This is a genomic window from Achromobacter sp. RW408 (genome assembly GCF_003184165.1).
Lineage (GTDB): Bacteria > Pseudomonadota > Gammaproteobacteria > Burkholderiales > Burkholderiaceae_B > Achromobacter > Achromobacter xylosoxidans.
This window is the reverse complement of the sequence record NZ_QHHO01000049.1, coordinates 710,373-727,832: the sequence shown is the minus strand read 5'-3', so window position 1 is coordinate 727,832 and position 17,460 is coordinate 710,373. Positions and strand designations below refer to the sequence as shown.

The following is a 17,460-nucleotide window of genomic DNA, read 5'->3' as shown; positions in this document are numbered from 1 at the left end:
ACTCACCATCGATAGGCCACGCTGGCGATGAACGTGCGCTCCAGGCCGTAGCGGCAGTTGGTCTGGTTGTTGCGGCACACGATGGTCTCGCGGTTGAAGATATTGGTGGCATCGAACGCGAAGCGCCACTTTTCGAGCTGGTAGTGCAAGCCCGCGTCGACCATGAACGACGAACCGTTTTCCATGGTGTTGGCCACGTCCACATAGGTCTTGCCGACGTAGCGCACGCCGACGCCCATTCCCAGTCCGCGCAGCGCGGTGTCGGCCAGCGTGTAGTTGACCCATGCCGATGCCATGTGGCGCGGCGTGACGATGGGCGTGTTGTCCTTTTCGAGCGGATTGTTGCTCTTGGTCACGTTGACATCGTTAAGAGTATAGGAGGCCAGCACATCCAGGTTGTGAGCCAGGCTTGCCTTGCCTTCGAGTTCGATCCCGCGCGAGCGGATCTCGCCGGTCTGGACGCTGAAGTTGGTGTTGCGCGGGTCGGGGGTCAGCGCGTTGCGCTGCGTCAGGTCGAAGAACGAGGCGGCCACCATGCTCTTGGAACCCGGAGGCTGGTACTTGATGCCGAACTCGTATTGCTCACCCTTGGTCGGCTTGAAGGGGGTGGCGTCCATCGACACGCCCGATTGCGGATTGAACGAGGTCGAGTAGCTCACGTAGGGCGTGACGCCGGAGTCGAACAGGTAGGCCAGCCCCAGGCGTCCGGTCAGCGCGGTATCGTTCTGATGGGTGGTGGTGCTTGTCATGCGGTTGCGGCTATCGGACGTGGCCCAGTCCTGACGCAGGCCGGCCGTCACCACCACGCGATCGACCTTGATCTGGTCCTGCAGGTACAAACCGTACTGCCGGTTGACGTCCTTCTGGTCGATGATGGTATTGGCCGCGCTGGGATACGGAATATTCTGGTCATATACCGGATTGTCCAGGTCCAGGTCGGGCGCCAGGCCCTGGCGATACCATTGCTGGCCATCCTGGAAGCGGTAGTCGAAGCCCGCCAGCAGCGTATGGGCGGCACGACCGGCATTGAAGCGGAATTCTCCCTGGGTGTCCACGACCACGCCGTCGGCGCTTTCCTTCGAGACCATGGCATAGCGGCGTAAGGTGTGGCCATCAGGCCGCAGGCCCTGGGGGTAGAGGTCGCGCTGGTCGAGCTTGCCACGCTGGTAGCGCGCGTTCTGGCGCACCGTGATGCCGTCATTGAACCGGTGCTCGAACAGGTAGCCGATGGCGTACTGTTTGCGGTCGTATCGGTTGAAGCCGTAGTCGCCCACCGGCACGTGGGTTGGGTACACCGGGCGCGACTCGCCATCGGTTTCGTCGTGCTGATAGTGGGTCAGCAGCGTGAACGAGGTATCCGAATTCGGACGCCAGGTGAAGGCTGGCGCGATGTAGCCAAGGTCATCCGGATAGCGGTGATCGCTGTCGTATTTCACCTGGGTGCCGCTGTCGCGCAGAATCCCGATCAGCCGGTACAGATACTTGCGGTCTTCGTCGATCGGGCCGCCGATATCGAACGCGGCCTGGCGCCGGTCGAAGTTGCCGGCCTGCAGCACGATCTCGCCGAACGGATCCCATGTCGGACGCTTGGTTATGCGATTGACAAGCCCACCGGGCGCGACCTGTCCGTACAGCACCGACGAGGGGCCACGAATCACTTCGACGCGTTCAAGCGCGTAGGGATCGGTGCGCGCCCGGATCTGGTCATAGGGCAGCTGGTTCAGGCCATCGCGATAGTCTCCCGTTATCTTGGCGTCGAAACCGCGCAGCACGACCCAGTCGTTGCGCACCTCGGCGCCGCCGAAGTTGGTGATCTGTACGCCAGGAACGTACTGGATCGCCTGTGACACGCTTTGCGCGCCGCGATCACGCATTTCCTGGGCGCCCACCACCGAGATGGACTGGGGAATTTCGCGCAACGGCGTGTCGGTCTTGCTGCCCGATGTGGTGTCTTCCGCCACGTAGCCCTGCACCGGGCCGGTGCCGGTATCGGCGGTGCCGCTGACGATGACGCCGGGCAGTGTGCCGACGTTTTCGCCCGCGGTCTGTTGCGCAAGCGCCGGCGCGGCGACGGCCAGGCCCAATAGCGTCAACGTGTGACGCGCAAGAAACAGGGAGGCCGTGCGTGATGGGTATTCATGGTCTTTCATGGTGTCGTCCAGAGCAAGTCACACCACCCCGTGATGGGCGGCGTCAATAGCGGTAGGCAACCGTGGCGAGTACCGTGCGGTCCACGCCATAGCGGCAATTGCCGCGATCGCCCCGGCAGACCACGGTCTGCCGGTTGAAAACATTGCTGGCATCCAGCGCAACGCGCCAGGCGCCCGCGTCGTACGCAAGCGCGGCGTCGACAACGGTGGCGGCGTCGTTCTTCATGGTGTTGGCGGCGTCCACGTAGGTGGACCCGATATGGCGCACCCCCACGCCGGCGCTCCATCCCGCCAGCCATCCCCCAAACGAGCGGTTCAGCCAGATCGACGCCATCTGGCGCGGCGTCACGACAGGCATCTTCCCGACCGTGCCGTCGTTGGCCCGCAGGTTCTCGACATCGTTGAAGGTATAGGCGGCCAGCAGATCCCAACCTCGCGCCGGACTGACCTTGGCTTCGAGTTCGACGCCACGCGCGCGCACGCGGCCGGTGGTGACGCTGAAGCCAGGATGCGCGGGGTCGGGATCGGCGGTCAGAACGTTGCGCTGCCGCAAGTCGAACAGCGCAAGCGTGTACAGGCTTTGCGATTGCGGCGGCTGGAACTTCACGCCTGCCTCGAACTGCCCGGCCCGGGCCGGATCGAACGGCTTGCCATCGTAGGAGGCGCCGGCCTGGGGCACGAACGAGGTCGCATACCCCGCGTAGGGGGCGACACCCGCTCCCGCCGCATACGACACCCCTGCTCGCCAGGTGTAGGCATTGCCCCGGCCATGCGTGCGGGTATCGGCAAGGTGGTTATCGGTCACGTCGCGATGGTCGTCGCGCCGCGCGCCAAGCAGAATGGTCCAGTCCCCAGCCTCGATCCTGTCCTGGAGATAGAGGCCCCATTGCTCGGTGACCTGCCGCACCTTGATGATCGACGGCGCCCCTGATGGCAGCGTGATGCCCTGCCCATAACGCGGATCCAGCAGATCCAGACCGGGCGCGGCCGCCTGCTGGTAGTGCTGGCGCCCCGACAGGCGCCTGGCGTCCAGCCCGGCCAGCACGCGGTGACGGAGCCCACCCCCAGCCAGGTCGCCTTCGACCTGGCTGTCCACCGCCAGCCCTTCGGCACGCTCGCGCGCCTGCAGTTGCGCGCGCGCCAGCGTACGGCCATCGCTGGCCAGCGCGCCCGCGTAGAGATTGCGCAAAAGCATGTCGCCGTGCTGGTAGCGCGCGTTCTGGCGCACTCGCCATTGCGCGTTGAGACGATGCTCGAACTGGTACCCGAGGCTGAAGAAATCGCGGTCGTTGCGGTCGTAGTCGTAGTCGCCCACCAGCACCCGCGTGGGGTAATAGACGCGCGATTCACCGTCGTTGCGGTCATGCTGGTAGTGCAACAGCAAGGTGAACGAGGTGTCCGCGTCACGCCAGCCGAAGGCCGGCGCCACGTAGGCCAGGTTGTCGCGATAGCGGTGGCCGCTGTCGTACTTGTCCTGCGTGCCCGATTCCCTGGCCGTCGCGGTCAGGCGGAAACGGGCCTGTCCGCTCTCGTTGAATGGGCCGCCCAGGTCCAGGTAGCCCTGCTTGTGTCCGAACGACCCGAACTGCAGCGCGGCTTCGCGCAGCGGCGTCTCGGGGGGACGCTTGGTGACGCGGTTGACGATGCCGCCCGGAGCCGCCTGCCCATACAGCGCCGAGACCGGTCCCCGCACCACCTCGATCTGTTCCAGCGCATAGGTCGGCACCCGCGCCCGGATCTGGTCATAGGGCATCTGGCTCAGGCCGTCGCGATAGTCCCCGGTCAGCTTGGCGTCGAAGCCGCGCAGCACGACCCAGTCGTTGCGCACCTCGGTGCCACCGTAGTTATCGACCTGCACGCCAGGCGTGTACTGCAGCGCCTGCGTGACCGAACGGGCCCCACGCGCCTGCATGTCGGCCGAGGTCACCACGGACACCGACTGCGGCACCGAGACCAACGGCGCCAGCGTCTTGGTCGCCGCGCGCTCCTGGAGTTGCGTGAAGCCCTGGACCTCGCCCTCCACCTGCGTGGTCGGCAGGATCGATACGGCGGGCATCCAGGCACGCCGCACCCGGAAACTTCCCGGCGCGTCTTCGTAGGCTTGCAGGCCATGAGCGCGCAACACCGCTTCGAACGCAAGGGCCGGCGCATAAGTGCCTTCGAGGCCGTCGCTGCCCAGGTCACGCGTGACAACGGGATCGAAATAGACCAGTACGCGCGCCTGGCTGGCGATCTGCTGGAGCACCTGGGTCAGCGGCCCCGGCGCGACGTGGAAGCTGCGCGTGGCGACCGACTGCGGCCCGGGCTGTGCCCCGGCCAATGGCATGCCCGCGACCGCGCCCACGAGCACCATCCAGGCGCACAGCCGCCTGACCGCCAGGGCGTGGGGCGCGCGCGCGCAGTGTTGATCGGCTGCTCCGATAGCCATGGATTCCCGTTGATTCCCGTGCAATTGAGTCCTCTTGATTGAGAGGACACGCCAGAACCGGAAACCGGAAAGTCATGGACAAAAAAAATCCCGGGATCCGGGCGAGCGCAGGGGCAAGCGGCTATCGCGCCGAAACGCGTATCCAGTACGGGCTGCGCCGGGTCACGGTGACAGGCAGCAGGCGGGCCATCGCCTGTAGCGCCCTGTCGGTGTCATCCAAGGGAAACAATCCGGAGATCCGCAACCTCGCCGCCGGCGCGTCACAGGAGATCAGCCCGCGCCGGTAACGGCTCAGTTCGGCCAGGAAACGGTCCAGCGGCATGTCATCGGCCGCCAGTTCGGCATTGACCCAGGCCGTGTCGGCCAATGCCACCGGGCGGACGGGCTCGATGCCGTCGGCGCCGTAGCGCGTGGCCTGCCCCGGCTGCAACAGCAGCCGGCTCCCGCCCGCCGCCGGCTCGATCTCCACGAGCCCTTCGAGCAACGCCACGCGGGTGTGGTCGCCGTCCAGCCGCACCATGAAGCGTGTTCCCAGCGCGCGCACGCCCCCGGCCGGCGTATCGACCCGGAACGGCAGGCCGGCATAGCCGGCCGCATGTCCGGTACGGATCTGGATTTCGCCGCGACGCAGGCGCAGGCGGCGAGTCCGTTCGTCATACAGCACGTCGATCGCGCTGTCGGTATTGAGCAGGACCTCGGTGCCGTCGGCCAGCTCGACCGTGCGCTGCTCGCCCACGCCCGCCACGTGATCGGGCGAGAGCCGCGCCCAGCGCATGCGGTCCGCCGTCCAGACCAGGCCGCCGGCGCCGGTGGCCAGCCCCAGCATGGCAATGAGCGCGCGGCGGCGTCCCTTGCGCTGGCCGTTGGTCAAGGCCTGATAGGCGGGACTGCCCGCCAGTTCACGCAATCGGCCGTCGGCGCGCATCAGATGCGCCCAGGCGCGCTCATGATCGGGATCCGCTTGACGCCAGCGCTCGCAGGCCTGCCGGTCTTTCTCGGTGTGGGCGCCACTCAGCAACAGCACGTACCAGCGCGACGCCTGTTCGGCCACATGTTGCGGCAGCGGCAACCCGCCCGCGTAGGCGACCGGCGGAGCGCTCGCCCGCGTCACGCCAAACCGTCCTGGGCGAAAAAGCAGGCCTGGACCGCGCGCACCATGTAGTTGCCCACGGTGCGGGGGGTCACCCCCAGGCGTACCGCGATATCCTCATGCCTGAGACCTTCGAGTTGTGCCAGCAGGAACGCCTCGCGCACTTTTCCCGGCAGCGAATCGAGCGCGCGATCGATGGCGAACAGCGTCTCGATGACGATCTGGCGCGATTCGGGGCTGGGTTCCACGGGCTCGGGCAGATTGGCCAATGCCTCGAGATAGGCGCGCTCGATCATTTGGCGCCGATATTGGTTGGACAGCAGCCGGCGGGCAATGGTGGCGAGAAACGCGCGCGGCTCGCCCAGCGGCGGGATTTCCTTGGCACTCAGCACCCGCATGAAGGTGTCGTGCGCCAGGTCAGCGGCGCAGTCGGAGTTGGCGGTGCGATAGCGCAGCCAGCGCGCGAGCCACGAATGATGCTCGGCATACAGCACCGCTGTGCGCTCTCGTAATCCCGCTTCGCTGGACATGGACGTCTCCCGCTATGTTGACCTGGACAATCGGCGGTAATGATAACCATTATCCATTTTGCCGACTAGGACTACATCCGGGTTGAATCCTCGTTCACATCGAGGAGGTCGAGCCGAAGGCCGGACTCGCCCCCTGCCCGTTCCGTTACAGCATGTGCGCCAGGAACTCGCGGCTGCGCGGATGCTGCGGCGCGCGGAAGAAGTCGGCCGAGGGCGCCTCTTCGACGATGCGGCCTTCGTCCATGAAGATGACGCGGTGCGCCACTTCGCGGGCGAAGCCCATTTCGTGGGTCACCACCAGCATGGTCATGTGCTCGTCGGCCAGCTGGCGCATGGTGCGCAGCACTTCGCCCGTCAGCTCGGGGTCGAGCGCCGAGGTCGGTTCGTCGAACAGCATGATGTCCGGCTCCATCGCCAGCGCGCGGGCGATGGCCACGCGCTGCTTCTGGCCGCCGGACAGGCGCGTCGGATAGTTGTCGCGCTTGTTCAGCAGGCCGACCTTGCGCAGCAGTTCCTCGGCCTTGGGCACGATGGCGGCGCGCGCCATGCCCTTGACGATCATGGGCGCTTCGATGATGTTCTGCAGCACGGTCATGTGCGGGAACAGGTTGAACGACTGGAACACCATGCCCATCTTGCGGCAGATGCGGCGCACGTCCCCGTCGCTGGCGTAGCGGCTGTGGCCGCCCGGCACCGCCGTGGCCAGGGCTTCGCCCTCGATCTCGATGGTGCCGTCGTCGATGGTCTCCAGGTGGTTCAGGCAGCGCAGGAAGGTGCTCTTGCCCGAGCCCGACGGGCCGATCACCGCCACCACCTCGCCCTTGCCCAGTTCCAGCGAAACCTGGTCCAGCACGCGGTTGGCGCCGAACGACTTGACGATGCCGCGCGCCGAGATCATGGCGCCGCGACCGCCGGCGGACGGATTACTGGTCGTATTTGGCATAGCGCTTTTCCATACGCTGGAAGAACCACGTCAACACCAGCGTCATGATGAGATAGAAGGCGGCCGCGACCAGGAACGGCGTGGTCGTGAAGTCGCGCTGCACGATGCCGCGCGCGGTGCGCAGGATGTCGTTGAGCGCCAGCACGTAGATCAGGGAGGTGTCCTTGACCAGCGTGATGGTCTCGTTGCTCATGGGCGGCAGCACCCGCTGCACCATCTGCGGCAGCACGATGCGGCGCAGCGTCTGCAGGTAGGTCATGCCCAGCACCTTGCTGCCTTCGTACTGGCCGCGATCGACCGACTGGATGCCGGCGCGGAAGATCTCGGCGAAATACGCCGCGTAGTTCAGCGCGAACGCCACCACCGCCGCCGGGAAGTCGGGCAGGCGGATCCCAACCACCGGCACGAACGGCAGCGCGAAGTAGATGAACAGCATCTGCAGCATCAGCGGCGTGCCGCGCATCAGCCAGATGTAGCCGTTGACCAGCTGGCTGACGAAGCCCCACTTGGAGATCCGCAGCAGCGCCAGCACCAGGCCCAGCGGCACGGCCAGCGCCAGCGTGATGAAGAACAGCGTCAAGGTCACTTTCGCGCCTTGCGCCAGGGGTCCCAGGAGGGAGAGTACGTAGTCCATGCGGATGGGTGGGCGCCTTGCCGGCGGGAGGAATCAGGAGCGGGAGAGGCGGCGTGGGGAAACGCCGGACTGAAAAACGCCCGGACCGCGGCGCGGTCCGGGCGTTTCCCGGGAGATTACTTGACGATGTTGGCGCCGAACCATTGGGTCGCGATGCGGCCGGCGGTGCCGTCCTGCTTCATCGAATCCAGGGTCTTGTCGAGCTTGCCCAGCAGTTCGGTGTCGTCCTTGCGCACGCCGACGCCGTAGTCTTCGGTGCCGAAGTTGTCGTCCAGCACACGGTATTCGCCGGCGCGCTTGCTGATCAGGTAACGGCCCACGACTTCGTCGACCACGATGGCGTCGAGGCGGCCGGCGGCCAGGTCCATCAGCGCGGTGACGTTGTCGCCGAACTTCTTGACTTCCTTGATGCTGCCGGCGACCGGGTCCTTGGCGATGGCGTCGGTGGCGCTGCTGCCGTCCTGGGCGCCGACCACCTTGCCGGCCAGATCGGCCTTGGCCTTCACCGGCGAGGCGTTGCCGACGATGATGATCTGGTGGTTGGCCATGTAGGGCGCGGTGAAGCTGATGTTCTTCTTGCGCTCTTCGGTGATGGTCAGGCCGTTCCAGAGCACGTCGACGCGCTTGCCGTTCAGTTCGGCTTCCTTGGCGCTCCAGTCGATCGGCTTGAATTCGACTTCCAGGCCCAGGCGCTTGCTGGCTTCCTTGGCCATGTCCACGTCAAAGCCGACGATCTGGTTGTTGGCGTCGCGGAAACCCATGGGCGGGAAGTTGTCGTCCAGGCCGACGACGACCTTGCGGGCGGCGGCCGGGGCCTGCGCGCTGGCGGCCGGCGCGTTGTCGGACGGGCCGCAAGCGGTCAGCATCGTGGTGGCGGACACGAGAAGAACAGCAGTCAGTTTTTTCATGTTTATCGAGGGCGCGAGGCGCAGGAATGAAGAAGGCCGGAGGGCTCGACGAAAGCCGCGAGCCGGTTATTTTAGCGTTCCTGGAAATATGTGTTTCATCTCGGCCATATATAGGGCCAAGCGCCAGGGTCGAAGAGCCGGGCGAAAGGCGGCGCGACCGGCCCGCCGACGCCGGCGCGGCCCCCGCCCGGGGCCGGCGTCCGGGCTACGCCTTGACGACCCGGTGTGCTGTCCCGCAGATACGCCCGCGCGAAATCCACCCCTTGACGCCATGGCGTCGTTGCAAATCCTCGCGATACCTACGGGTAGCACTGCGGTTTGCGCCTAGCCCTGACGCCAAGGGATGAATTTCGTCATACGCACGCATCTACGGGACAGCACACTAGCGCGCCGCGCGCCCCTTCGATTGCTCGTACAGCGGCAGCACCTGCTGGGCCGCCCCTTGCAGGTCGGTGATGCGCGAGGCCGCCGACGGGTGGGTCGACAGGATCTCGGGCGGCGCGCTGCCATTGTCGGCGGCCCCCATCTTCTGCCATAACGTGACCGCCGCGCGCGGATCGAAGCCGGCGCGCGCCGCCAGCTCGACGCCCATGCGGTCGGCCTCGGTTTCATGCGTGCGGCTGTTGGGCAGCGTGAACATCACGTCGCTGAGCTTGCCGCCCAGGTCCGACGCGGCGCTCGAGCCGGTGGCGATGGACAGCACTTGCAGGCCCAGGTTGGTGGCCATCTGCTGCGACACGCGCTCGCGCGCATGTTCACGCAGCGCATGGGATATCTCGTGCCCCAGCACCGCCGCCAGTTCATCATCGGTGGGCTTGATCTTGTTGATCAGGCCGGTATAGACGGCGATCTTGCCGCCCGGCATGCACCAGGCATTGACCTCGTCGCTGGTCAGCACGTGCACTTCCCATTTCCAGGCGGACGCATCGGGGCGGAACACGCCGGTCTGCGCGATCAGGCGCTGCGAGATGGCGCGCACGCGCGCCACCTGCTGCGCATCGCGATCGAGCAGGTTCTTGGCCTGCGCCTGCTTGATGATGTCGGCGTACTGCTGGTTTGCTTCCTGCTCCAGCGCCTGCGACGGCACCATGCTCGACATGTACTGGGTGCGGTTGACGCCGATGGCGCCCGACTGGGTGGTGTTCATCCCCGTGCAGCCCGCCAGGGTCGCCAGGGACAGCGCGGCCACCATGCGGCGCAACGGATAGCGGTCTAGGCTCATGCCAGCCTCCTACAAACGGTCAGGAACTCGGTAATGCGGCCGGTATCAGCCCGGCTCGCCGCACTGGCCGCGATGGCGCAGCGCGTGGTCGATCAGCACCAGGGCCAGCATGGCTTCGGCGATGGGCGTGGCGCGGATGCCGACACAGGGATCGTGACGACCCAGTGTCTGCACCATGACCGGTTCGTTGGCGCGGTTGACCGAGCGGCGCTCGACCCGGATGCTGGAAGTGGGCTTGATGGCCAGCGATACCGTCACCGGCTGGCCGGTCGAAATGCCGCCCAGCACGCCGCCGGCGTGGTTGGTCAGGAAACCGTCCGGCGTGATCTCGTCGCCGTGCTCGGAGCCGCGCTGCGCGATGCAATCAAAGCCGGCGCCGATCGAGACGCCCTTGACCGCGTTCAGGCCCATCATCACGTGGGCAATGTCGGCATCCAGGCGATCGTAGATGGGCTCGCCCCAGCCGGCGGGCAGGTTCTCGGCCACCACTTCGATGCGCGCGCCGACGGAATCGCCATCGCGGCGCAACTGGTCCATGTAGGCTTCCAGTTCGGGCACGACCTCGGCGTTGGGCGCGTAGAACGGGTTGTTCGGAACTTCGTCCCAGGACACGAAGGGAATCGCGATCGGGCCCAGCTGGCTCATGTAGCCGCGCACCTTCACGCCGTACTGCTCGGCCAGCCATTTCTTGGCCACGGCGCCCGCGGCCACCGTGGGCGCCGTCAGGCGCGCCGACGACCGGCCGCCGCCGCGCGGATCGCGCAGGCCGAACTTGCGCCAGTAGGCGTAGTCGGCGTGGCCCGGCCGGAAGGTGTCGGTGATGTTGGAGTAGTCCTTGCTGCGCGCATCGGTGTTGCGGATCAGCAGGCCGATGGGGGTGCCCGTGGTCAGGCCCTCGTACACGCCGGACAGGATCTCGACCTGGTCGGCTTCCTGGCGCTGGGTGACGTGGCGCGAGGTGCCGGGGCGGCGGCGGTCCAGTTCGAGCTGGATGTCGGCCGCCTCCAGGGGCATCCCGGGAGGGCAGCCATCGATGACGCAACCGATGGCCGGCCCGTGGGATTCGCCAAAATTCGTGACGGTGAACAGAGTACCGAGGGTATTGCCGGGCATAGGAAGTCAACAGGTGGGTTTGCAAGCAACCCCGATTATGACACCGCCGACGCCAAAGCCTGAATTTCCGCGGCCGGCGCCGGACGCCCCAGCAGGAAACCCTGCATCACGCGGCAGCCGAGCGATTTGAGGATCTCGCGCTGCCCCTCGGTCTCGACGCCTTCGGCCACGACCGGCAGGTGCATCGCCTGGCACAGCCCGAACAACGCCGACACCACTTCGCGGCTGCCGGCGTCGGACTCGAGCGCGGAGATGAAGCTGCGGTCGATCTTGACCCAGTCGATGGGCAGGTGGCGCAGATGGTTCAGGCTGGAATAGCCGCAGCCGAAGTCGTCCAGCGCCACGCCGATGCCCTTGGCACGCAGCGTGTTCAGGATCTTCACGTGCCGCTCGTAATGCAGGATGAAGATCGACTCGGTGATCTCCAGCACCAGCTTGCGCGGCGCCAGCTTGGTCGAGGCCAGCACGTCGGAAACCAGTTGCACCAGGCTGTCTTCGTTCATCTGCTTGACCGACAGATTGACGTGCACGCGCCAGGCGGGCGGCCACAGCGCCGCCTGCGAGCAGGCGCGCTCCAGGATCCAGGCGCCCAGCGGCACGATCAGGCCGCTGCGCTCGGCCAGTTCGATCGTCACGGCGGGCGACACGCTGCCCAGTTCGGGGTGGTGCCAACGCAACAGGGCCTCGCAGCCCTGCACCACGCCGGTGCCGCTGTCACACACCGGCTGGTAGTACAACTCGAACTGGTCCATGGCCGCCGTGGTCAGCGCCAGCCGCAGGTCGTTCTCCAGCCCCTGCTGATCGCGCTGGCGCGCCAGCAGGCGGAAATCGAACATGTTCCAGCCCGGCCCGCCGCGCTCCTTGAGCGGCACCATCGCGACCTGCACGCAGCGTTGCAGCTCTTCCACACTGCGACCGTGGTCTGGATACAACGCCGCCCCCACACGGAACACCGCGATCAGGGGCCGACCGCCCAGTTCGTAGGGCACGGACAGGTCCTCGAGCAGCTTGGCCGACACCTGGGCGGCGCCCACCTCATCCACGTCGGGAATGCACACCGTGAATGCGTCGGTGCCGGTACGCGCCACCATCCCACCGAGCGCGCGCGTCAACAGACTGAGCCGGTCCGCCACCATCACCAACAGCGTCTGGTCCTCGCCCGCGCGCAGCATGGCGCTGATCTCGGCGTACTGGTCGAAGCTGACCAGGAAAAAGGCGCCGATGCCCCGAGAGCCGGCGCGGGCACGCGAAATACCCAGGGATTCGCGCTCATCCAGGGCCGAGCCGCGGGGTCCGAAAATGCCTCGGCCCGACTGCCTTTCGGCCTGGTTCAGCCAGGCGCGCGCGCGGCGCTGCAGCTCCTGCTGGCTCAGGACACCGGTCAATTCGTCACGCGTCAATCGTCCGCGCAGGACGCGTTCCCGACGGACGAAAAACAAACATATCGCTGCAAGTGCGCCCGCGAGCGTCAGGCACAGTGCGAGCAGGTAACTCTCACGCACGGAGCCCCCTATCTAGAAACCCTTGGCGTTGTGGTCCGGAAAGAAACCCAAGGGCTGTAACATTTTTTAAATTATGCATTATTTTCGCAAAAAAACGCCACACTTCAGGAGCAACGCGCTCCCTTTCCTTCGATTCCTGCCCTGATCTGATTGCTCGCGAGGGGTCATGACGGTCCTTGGATAGCAGTCGCTGGCCGCTCCATTGCGCCATGCCGTGCCCTTACTACGACACCCTGGGCCGGAAAATTAATACGGCCTGTCTCAATAGTTATCATCCGGGCAATTATCACGAACGAAATAATTGCACAGGTTGTCTGATATCGCAGTTGATTTCGTAATATTCTGTATGTTCTGTGACATGCGGAATTACAGCGTATACGGCGACACTGAGGTATTAGTAACGTGTGTCACGTTTCTTATCCAGCATTTTTCCCCATCGGGCACTTGCGTGGCCTGACGTTCCCCCCTTTCATTGGCAGGCCGGCATCGAACGGCACCGGCAACGGTGCAGGCCACGAAGGGAATCCTTGATCCATGTCCACACTACGCCGGCTGATCCTCTGCACCGCCCTCCTGATTGCCTTCATCCTGCTCGGCGCCCAGGCCCTGGGGATGCTGGCCGCCCATCGCTATCTGAACACCCAGCTGGCGCAGCAGGGACAGGCCGGCGCGAGCGCCCTGGCCTGGGCCCTGTCGCACGACGCGGCCGGCGACCAGGACAAGGCCAGGCTGGCCGATGACCTCTTCGCGGCCGGCACCTACGCCCTGGTGCGGATCACGGGAGAAAACGGGGACACCCAAGTCGAGCGGCGCGAGCCCGCGCCCGACCGGCCGGACCTGGCGCGCGACTGGCGCAACGGCTGGCTGGCGATGGAAGCGCCAGCGGCCACCCGGCCCTATCAGGCGCCCGACGGCCGCCGGCTCGGCACGGTCACGGTCCAGGCCGACGCCCGGCTGGCGCGCGACACGCTGTGGCAGGGCGGCGTGCGGGTCATCGGCCTGACGTTGGCCGCGGCCGTCTTCTGGGTGCTGTTCGCCGCCAACCTGTTGCGCTGGATCGAAGCGCGCGCCGCCCGGGAGATCCACGACCGGGCACGCGCGCAGGCGCCGGACGGCGGTGCGCCCGGCCGCCCCAGCGAACTGACGGACCAGGCCCTGGTCGACGCGCAGCGGCAGGTCGCCGCGACGGTGCAGGAACAGAACGCACGAATCGAATCGCTGCAGAGCGAAATCCATCGGGACGCCGTCACCCGCCTGCCCAACCGCAAGTACTTCATCGACCATTTCCGCCAGGCCCTGGCGGACCCGGCGCCCGAGGCCGGCGGGCACATCCTGATGTTCCGGCAACGCGACCTGGCGCAGATCAACCGACATTTGTCGCGCGCCTTCACCGACCAATGGCTGCGCTCATCCTCCGACCGCCTGCGCAAGCTGGTCGACGGCGGCGGTGATGGCGACATGACGCTGGCGCGGATCAGCGGCTCGGACTTCGCACTGTTGATGCCGCGCACCTCGGCGCCCCAGGCCGGTCTGCTGGCCGAGCGCGTGCGGCATGAACTGCGGTCGCTGCGCGTGCCGATGGACAAACACGGCTGGTGCCGCTGGGCCCTGGCGATGGCGGCCTTCACGCCCGGCGACAACATCAGCGACACCTTGGCGCGGCTGGATCATGCGCTGATGTGCGCGGAAAGCGCCGACGATGACCAGATCGCCCCGGCCAGCCAGGCCGCCGACAGTACGCGCATCGGCGAATACAGCTGGCACGACGCGCTGTCCACGGCGCTGGAGCAACATCGTTTCTCGCTGTCGGTCCAACCCTTGGCCGACGTGTCCGGCGCCCTGTTGCACTACGAGGCCAGCCTGACGCTGCACGATGCCGACGGCGCCGACCCGGTGCCGGCCTCGATCTTCATGCCACCCGCGGTGCGATTGGGGCTGTCGGCGGAATGCGACATCCAGGCCATCCGCCTCGGGCTGGACTGGCTCTACACCCATGCCGACGCGCTTACCGTGCATGTCTCGCTGGCCTCGCTGGCGCAGGGCGCTTTCCTGTCGAGGCTGGAACGCATGCTGGCCGACCGGCCGGCCCTGGCGTCACGGCTGATCCTGGAAGTGGATGCCGCGGCGCTGGTGGAGCACGGCGCCGACATGCGCCAGCTGTGCCAGATCGTCAGCCAGGGCGGCGGCCGTATCGGCCTGTCGCGCCTGTCGCAGCAGTTCGGCGCGATGGAACACCTGCACGAATATCCCTTGTCCTACGTGAAGCTCTGCGGCGGCTTCGTCACCGGCATCCTGCACAGCCCGGGCAGCCAGCACCTGGCGGCCACCGTCGTGGCCACCGCGGTATCCCTGCGGATGTCGGTATACGCCGAAGATGTGCCCGACGAAGCCACCCGCGCCATCCTGGAGCAAATCGGTGTCCGCGCGATTCGTGGCGCTGTCGTAAACTTCGCCCGCGCGCACGACCTCGCGCCTGACCAACAATGGGTTTCTAGTTGACGGAAGGATTGTTTCTTCGCACCCGCTGGCGGTCGCGCCAGCGCCGCGCGCCGCGCGCCCGTCCGGCCGGATCCGCCTGGCCGGAATGGCTGGGCGCCGTGCTTTTCTGGCCAGGCACCGCCCTGGCCGCCGGATCCGGCCATTCCCCTCCAGACCTGCAGATCGGCCTTGCCGCAGGCATCGCCGTGGCTTGCGCCGCGGCCTGCGCCGTCGCCTGGATTTATTCGCGCGCGGCGATCTTTGGCGCCGGCCTGGCATTCGCGCTGGTCGAAGGCATATTGCGCGCCCAGCCGGCGCTGTTTCCCGCCGGCGCATTGCAGGCAGGTTCGTACGCCGCGCTGCTGGCCCTGTCCATTCCCCTGATCTCGGGCCGCCCCGTCGCCTTGCGGCTGGCCGCGGCCTGCCACTGGACCTGCATCGCATTGACCGGCGTGGCAGCGCTGGCGCTGATCTTCGTCTATGACGGTGACGGCGGCATGGCGCCCGCGCTGATCGCCGGCGCGGGCGCCGCCGCCAGCGCGGCACTGGCCCTGTGGTTCCTGGCCGCGGCGGCGCGATCCGGCCCGCAAAGGGCCGCGACGGCGGCGCTGGGCCTGGCCTATCTGCTGTCGATCGCGATCCTGGCGCGCGACGCCGGATTCGTGCCCGGCGACGGCTCCCTGGTGTTGCCGCTGGCGCGGCTGCTGCTGGTGCTGGCCGCCCTGCTCCTGGCCGGGTTGGCCCAGCGCGGCACAGGCTCGGCCGCCCCCCACGCCAGGGCCGACGCCGACCAATTGGTACAGGGCGAACTGCGGCTGGTGGAAATGGCGAGCGCGCTGGACACGCAGCGCCAGATGAACGCCCTGATCTCGCACGAACTGCGAGCGCCGCTGGCCACGATCAGCGCGGCCGCCCAGTCGCTCGACATGATCCTGTCCGGCAGCGGCGAAACCGTCGATAGCCGCCTGGCCCGCATTCACCGGTCGGTGAGCCGGATGACCGAGCTGATGGAGCAACTGCTGAACCAGGACCGGCTCGGGGAACAGGCCTGGACGCCGCGCGGCGAACTGACCGACATGTCCGAGCTGGCCAGCGACGTCGTCATGGCCATGCAGCCCGACACCGCCCACGCGCTGCGCCTGCAGACGAGCGGCGATGCGTTGCCGGTGTACTGCGACCGCCCGTTGACCAGCGTGGTGGTCCGCAACCTGATCCACAATGCCGTCAAGTATTCGCCGGCCAGCGAACCGATCCGGATCGAAACCGGCCAGGTCGAGGTAAACGGCGCGCCGATGGCATGGGTAGCGGTGACCGACCGCGGCCCGGGCATCGGCCCGGATGAACAGGCGCGCATCTTCGAGCCGCGCTTTCGTCGCGCCGCGCATCGCGAGACCCAGGGGATGGGGATCGGCCTGTACCTGGCGCGGCGCATCTGCCAGAGCCAGGGCGGTTCACTGACGATGCAAAGCGAAGTGGGCGTAGGCACGCGTTTCGTGATTACGCTGCCCGCCCGGGCGCCCGCGCCGGGCGAGCGCGATCAGGCGGCGAATACGTAGCCCTGTCCACGCACCGACAACACCGGCAGCTTCAGGCCCGCGCTCTGCGCCTTGGCGCGCAAGCGACTCACCAGCACATCGATACGGCGCAGTTCGAAGCCGCCCGGGCTGTCGGGCAGGAACAGCTCGGCCAATGCCTGGCGGCTGACCGCCGAACCCGCCGCATCCATCAAGGCCATGAGAAAAGTGCGCTCCTGGGCGCTCAGGTGCAGCGAGGCGCCGTCCGGCGCCACCAGGATCCAGCCGCCGTCCTGCAACGACCAGGAGGTGTCGGCGGCCGCGCGGGTTTCAGCATCGACCGGCCGCGGCGCCTTGGCCAGGCGCATGCGGCGCGCCAGGCTGCGGATGACCGAACTGAGTTCGAGCAGGTCGACCGGCTTGGTCATGTAGACATCGGCGCCGCCTTCCAGGCCGCGCACCCGGTCTTCGAGCGCGCTGCGGCCCGTCAGCATGACGATGCCGACGGGGCTGAGCGCCCGCAGGCGCGTCGCCACTGAAAAACCGTCCTCTCCGGGAAGATGGGCATCGAGAATGACGATATCGCAGGGTTGCTCCTGCAAACGGCGGTAAAACGCCGCGGCATTGTCACAGGCGAACGCCACACGGAAACCATACCCGCCCAGGCCCAACGCCAACTCCTCCCGGAAGTCCGCATCATCCTCAAGCAGGCCGATACACAGCAAACCATCTGCGCCAGGCATATTCAGAGTGCTTTATATTGAAAATTGTCGACAAATGCCCCAGTGACAGGCATGCCATCCTGAGTGTCCCGCAGGCGACAATCTTACGACTTTTACAATGGAAACGAATGATTGCAGAGAAAAAAACTGCGATTTTTCGCCTCATTGCGCCAATTTTCCGCATCTTCCGCGCTCAAAAGACGATTTTGTCGTCACCAAACGCGCA

The 17,460-nt window shown here is 66.6% G+C and carries 13 protein-coding genes; 2 read left to right on the top strand and 11 right to left on the bottom strand.

The window, feature by feature from the left end; translation table 11 throughout:
* Positions 1 to 2: 2 nt before the first annotated feature.
* The 10 genes from DK459_RS22815 to DK459_RS22770 form a co-directional block, all read right to left on the bottom strand.
* Complete coding sequence (locus DK459_RS22815; protein WP_233256850.1) at positions 3 to 2,150, bottom strand: TonB-dependent siderophore receptor; 2,148 nt, start codon at positions 2,148 to 2,150, stop codon at positions 3 to 5.
* Positions 2,151 to 2,193: 43 nt separating this feature from the next.
* A complete protein-coding gene (locus DK459_RS22810; RefSeq protein WP_233256849.1) occupies positions 2,194 to 4,578 on the bottom strand; it encodes a TonB-dependent siderophore receptor in 2,385 nt (794 codons plus the stop codon).
* Positions 4,579 to 4,699: 121 nt separating this feature from the next.
* Positions 4,700 to 5,689, bottom strand: a complete 990-nt coding sequence (locus tag DK459_RS22805; RefSeq protein ID WP_110135078.1) for a FecR domain-containing protein — start codon at positions 5,687 to 5,689, stop codon at positions 4,700 to 4,702.
* The gene (locus DK459_RS22800; protein ID WP_054498908.1) at positions 5,686 to 6,198 is read right to left on the bottom strand and encodes a sigma-70 family RNA polymerase sigma factor; all 513 of its coding nucleotides are present in this window, start codon (positions 6,196 to 6,198) and stop codon (positions 5,686 to 5,688) included. The genes DK459_RS22805 and DK459_RS22800 overlap by 4 nt, the downstream gene beginning before the upstream one ends.
* Before the next feature lie 145 nt (positions 6,199 to 6,343).
* Positions 6,344 to 7,096: an amino acid ABC transporter ATP-binding protein gene (locus tag DK459_RS22795; protein ID WP_020927775.1), complete on the bottom strand. Its 753-nt coding sequence runs from the start codon at positions 7,094 to 7,096 to the stop codon at positions 6,344 to 6,346.
* A gap of 25 nt (positions 7,097 to 7,121) precedes the next feature.
* A complete protein-coding gene (locus DK459_RS22790; protein WP_006395143.1) occupies positions 7,122 to 7,775 on the bottom strand; it encodes an amino acid ABC transporter permease in 654 nt (217 codons plus the stop codon).
* A 116-nt stretch (positions 7,776 to 7,891) separates the two neighbouring features.
* On the bottom strand, positions 7,892 to 8,683 hold the full coding sequence (locus tag DK459_RS22785; RefSeq protein ID WP_006384525.1) for an amino acid ABC transporter substrate-binding protein: 792 nt from the start codon (positions 8,681 to 8,683) through the stop codon (positions 7,892 to 7,894).
* A gap of 382 nt (positions 8,684 to 9,065) precedes the next feature.
* Positions 9,066 to 9,905, bottom strand: coding sequence for a M48 family metallopeptidase (locus DK459_RS22780; protein WP_006387937.1), 840 nt, complete (start codon positions 9,903 to 9,905; stop codon positions 9,066 to 9,068).
* 45 nt (positions 9,906 to 9,950) lie between these two features.
* Positions 9,951 to 11,018, bottom strand: a complete 1,068-nt coding sequence (gene aroC, locus DK459_RS22775) for a chorismate synthase (RefSeq protein WP_006387936.1) — start codon at positions 11,016 to 11,018, stop codon at positions 9,951 to 9,953.
* Between the two features lie 35 nt (positions 11,019 to 11,053).
* Positions 11,054 to 12,520 carry a bifunctional diguanylate cyclase/phosphodiesterase gene (locus DK459_RS22770; protein ID WP_035183325.1) on the bottom strand — a complete coding sequence of 489 codons (1,467 nt, stop codon included), beginning with the start codon at positions 12,518 to 12,520 and terminating at the stop codon, positions 11,054 to 11,056.
* Positions 12,521 to 13,054: 534 nt separating this feature from the next.
* Between DK459_RS22770 and DK459_RS22765 the strand changes: the two genes are divergently transcribed.
* Positions 13,055 to 15,019: an EAL domain-containing protein gene (locus DK459_RS22765; protein ID WP_006387934.1), complete on the top strand. Its 1,965-nt coding sequence runs from the start codon at positions 13,055 to 13,057 to the stop codon at positions 15,017 to 15,019.
* Between the two features lie 98 nt (positions 15,020 to 15,117).
* Positions 15,118 to 16,554 carry a sensor histidine kinase KdpD gene (locus tag DK459_RS22760; RefSeq protein ID WP_006387933.1) on the top strand — a complete coding sequence of 479 codons (1,437 nt, stop codon included), beginning with the start codon at positions 15,118 to 15,120 and terminating at the stop codon, positions 16,552 to 16,554.
* Here DK459_RS22760 and DK459_RS22755 read toward each other — a convergent pair.
* Complete coding sequence (locus DK459_RS22755; RefSeq protein ID WP_024068372.1) at positions 16,536 to 17,255, bottom strand: response regulator transcription factor; 720 nt, start codon at positions 17,253 to 17,255, stop codon at positions 16,536 to 16,538. The two genes, DK459_RS22760 and DK459_RS22755, sit on opposite strands and share 19 nt — an antisense overlap.
* Positions 17,256 to 17,460: the final 205 nt, after the last annotated feature.

Bases quoted from the DNA above. Each gene is read 5' to 3' on its own strand.
- DK459_RS22800 (WP_054498908.1), bottom strand. From the start codon at position 6,198: ATGTCCAGCGAAGCGGGATTACGAGAGCGCACAGCGGTGCTGTATGCC.
- DK459_RS22815 (WP_233256850.1), bottom strand. From the start codon at position 2,150: ATGAAAGACCATGAATACCCATCACGCACGGCCTCCCTGTTTCTTGCG.
- DK459_RS22795 (WP_020927775.1), bottom strand. From the start codon at position 7,096: ATGATCTCGGCGCGCGGCATCGTCAAGTCGTTCGGCGCCAACCGCGTG.
- DK459_RS22755 (WP_024068372.1), bottom strand. From the start codon at position 17,255: ATGCCTGGCGCAGATGGTTTGCTGTGTATCGGCCTGCTTGAGGATGAT.
- DK459_RS22790 (WP_006395143.1), bottom strand. From the start codon at position 7,775: ATGGACTACGTACTCTCCCTCCTGGGACCCCTGGCGCAAGGCGCGAAA.
- DK459_RS22780 (WP_006387937.1), bottom strand. From the start codon at position 9,905: ATGAGCCTAGACCGCTATCCGTTGCGCCGCATGGTGGCCGCGCTGTCC.
- DK459_RS22810 (WP_233256849.1), bottom strand. From the start codon at position 4,578: ATGGCTATCGGAGCAGCCGATCAACACTGCGCGCGCGCGCCCCACGCC.
- aroC (WP_006387936.1), bottom strand. From the start codon at position 11,018: ATGCCCGGCAATACCCTCGGTACTCTGTTCACCGTCACGAATTTTGGC.
- DK459_RS22785 (WP_006384525.1), bottom strand. From the start codon at position 8,683: ATGAAAAAACTGACTGCTGTTCTTCTCGTGTCCGCCACCACGATGCTG.
- DK459_RS22765 (WP_006387934.1), top strand. From the start codon at position 13,055: ATGTCCACACTACGCCGGCTGATCCTCTGCACCGCCCTCCTGATTGCC.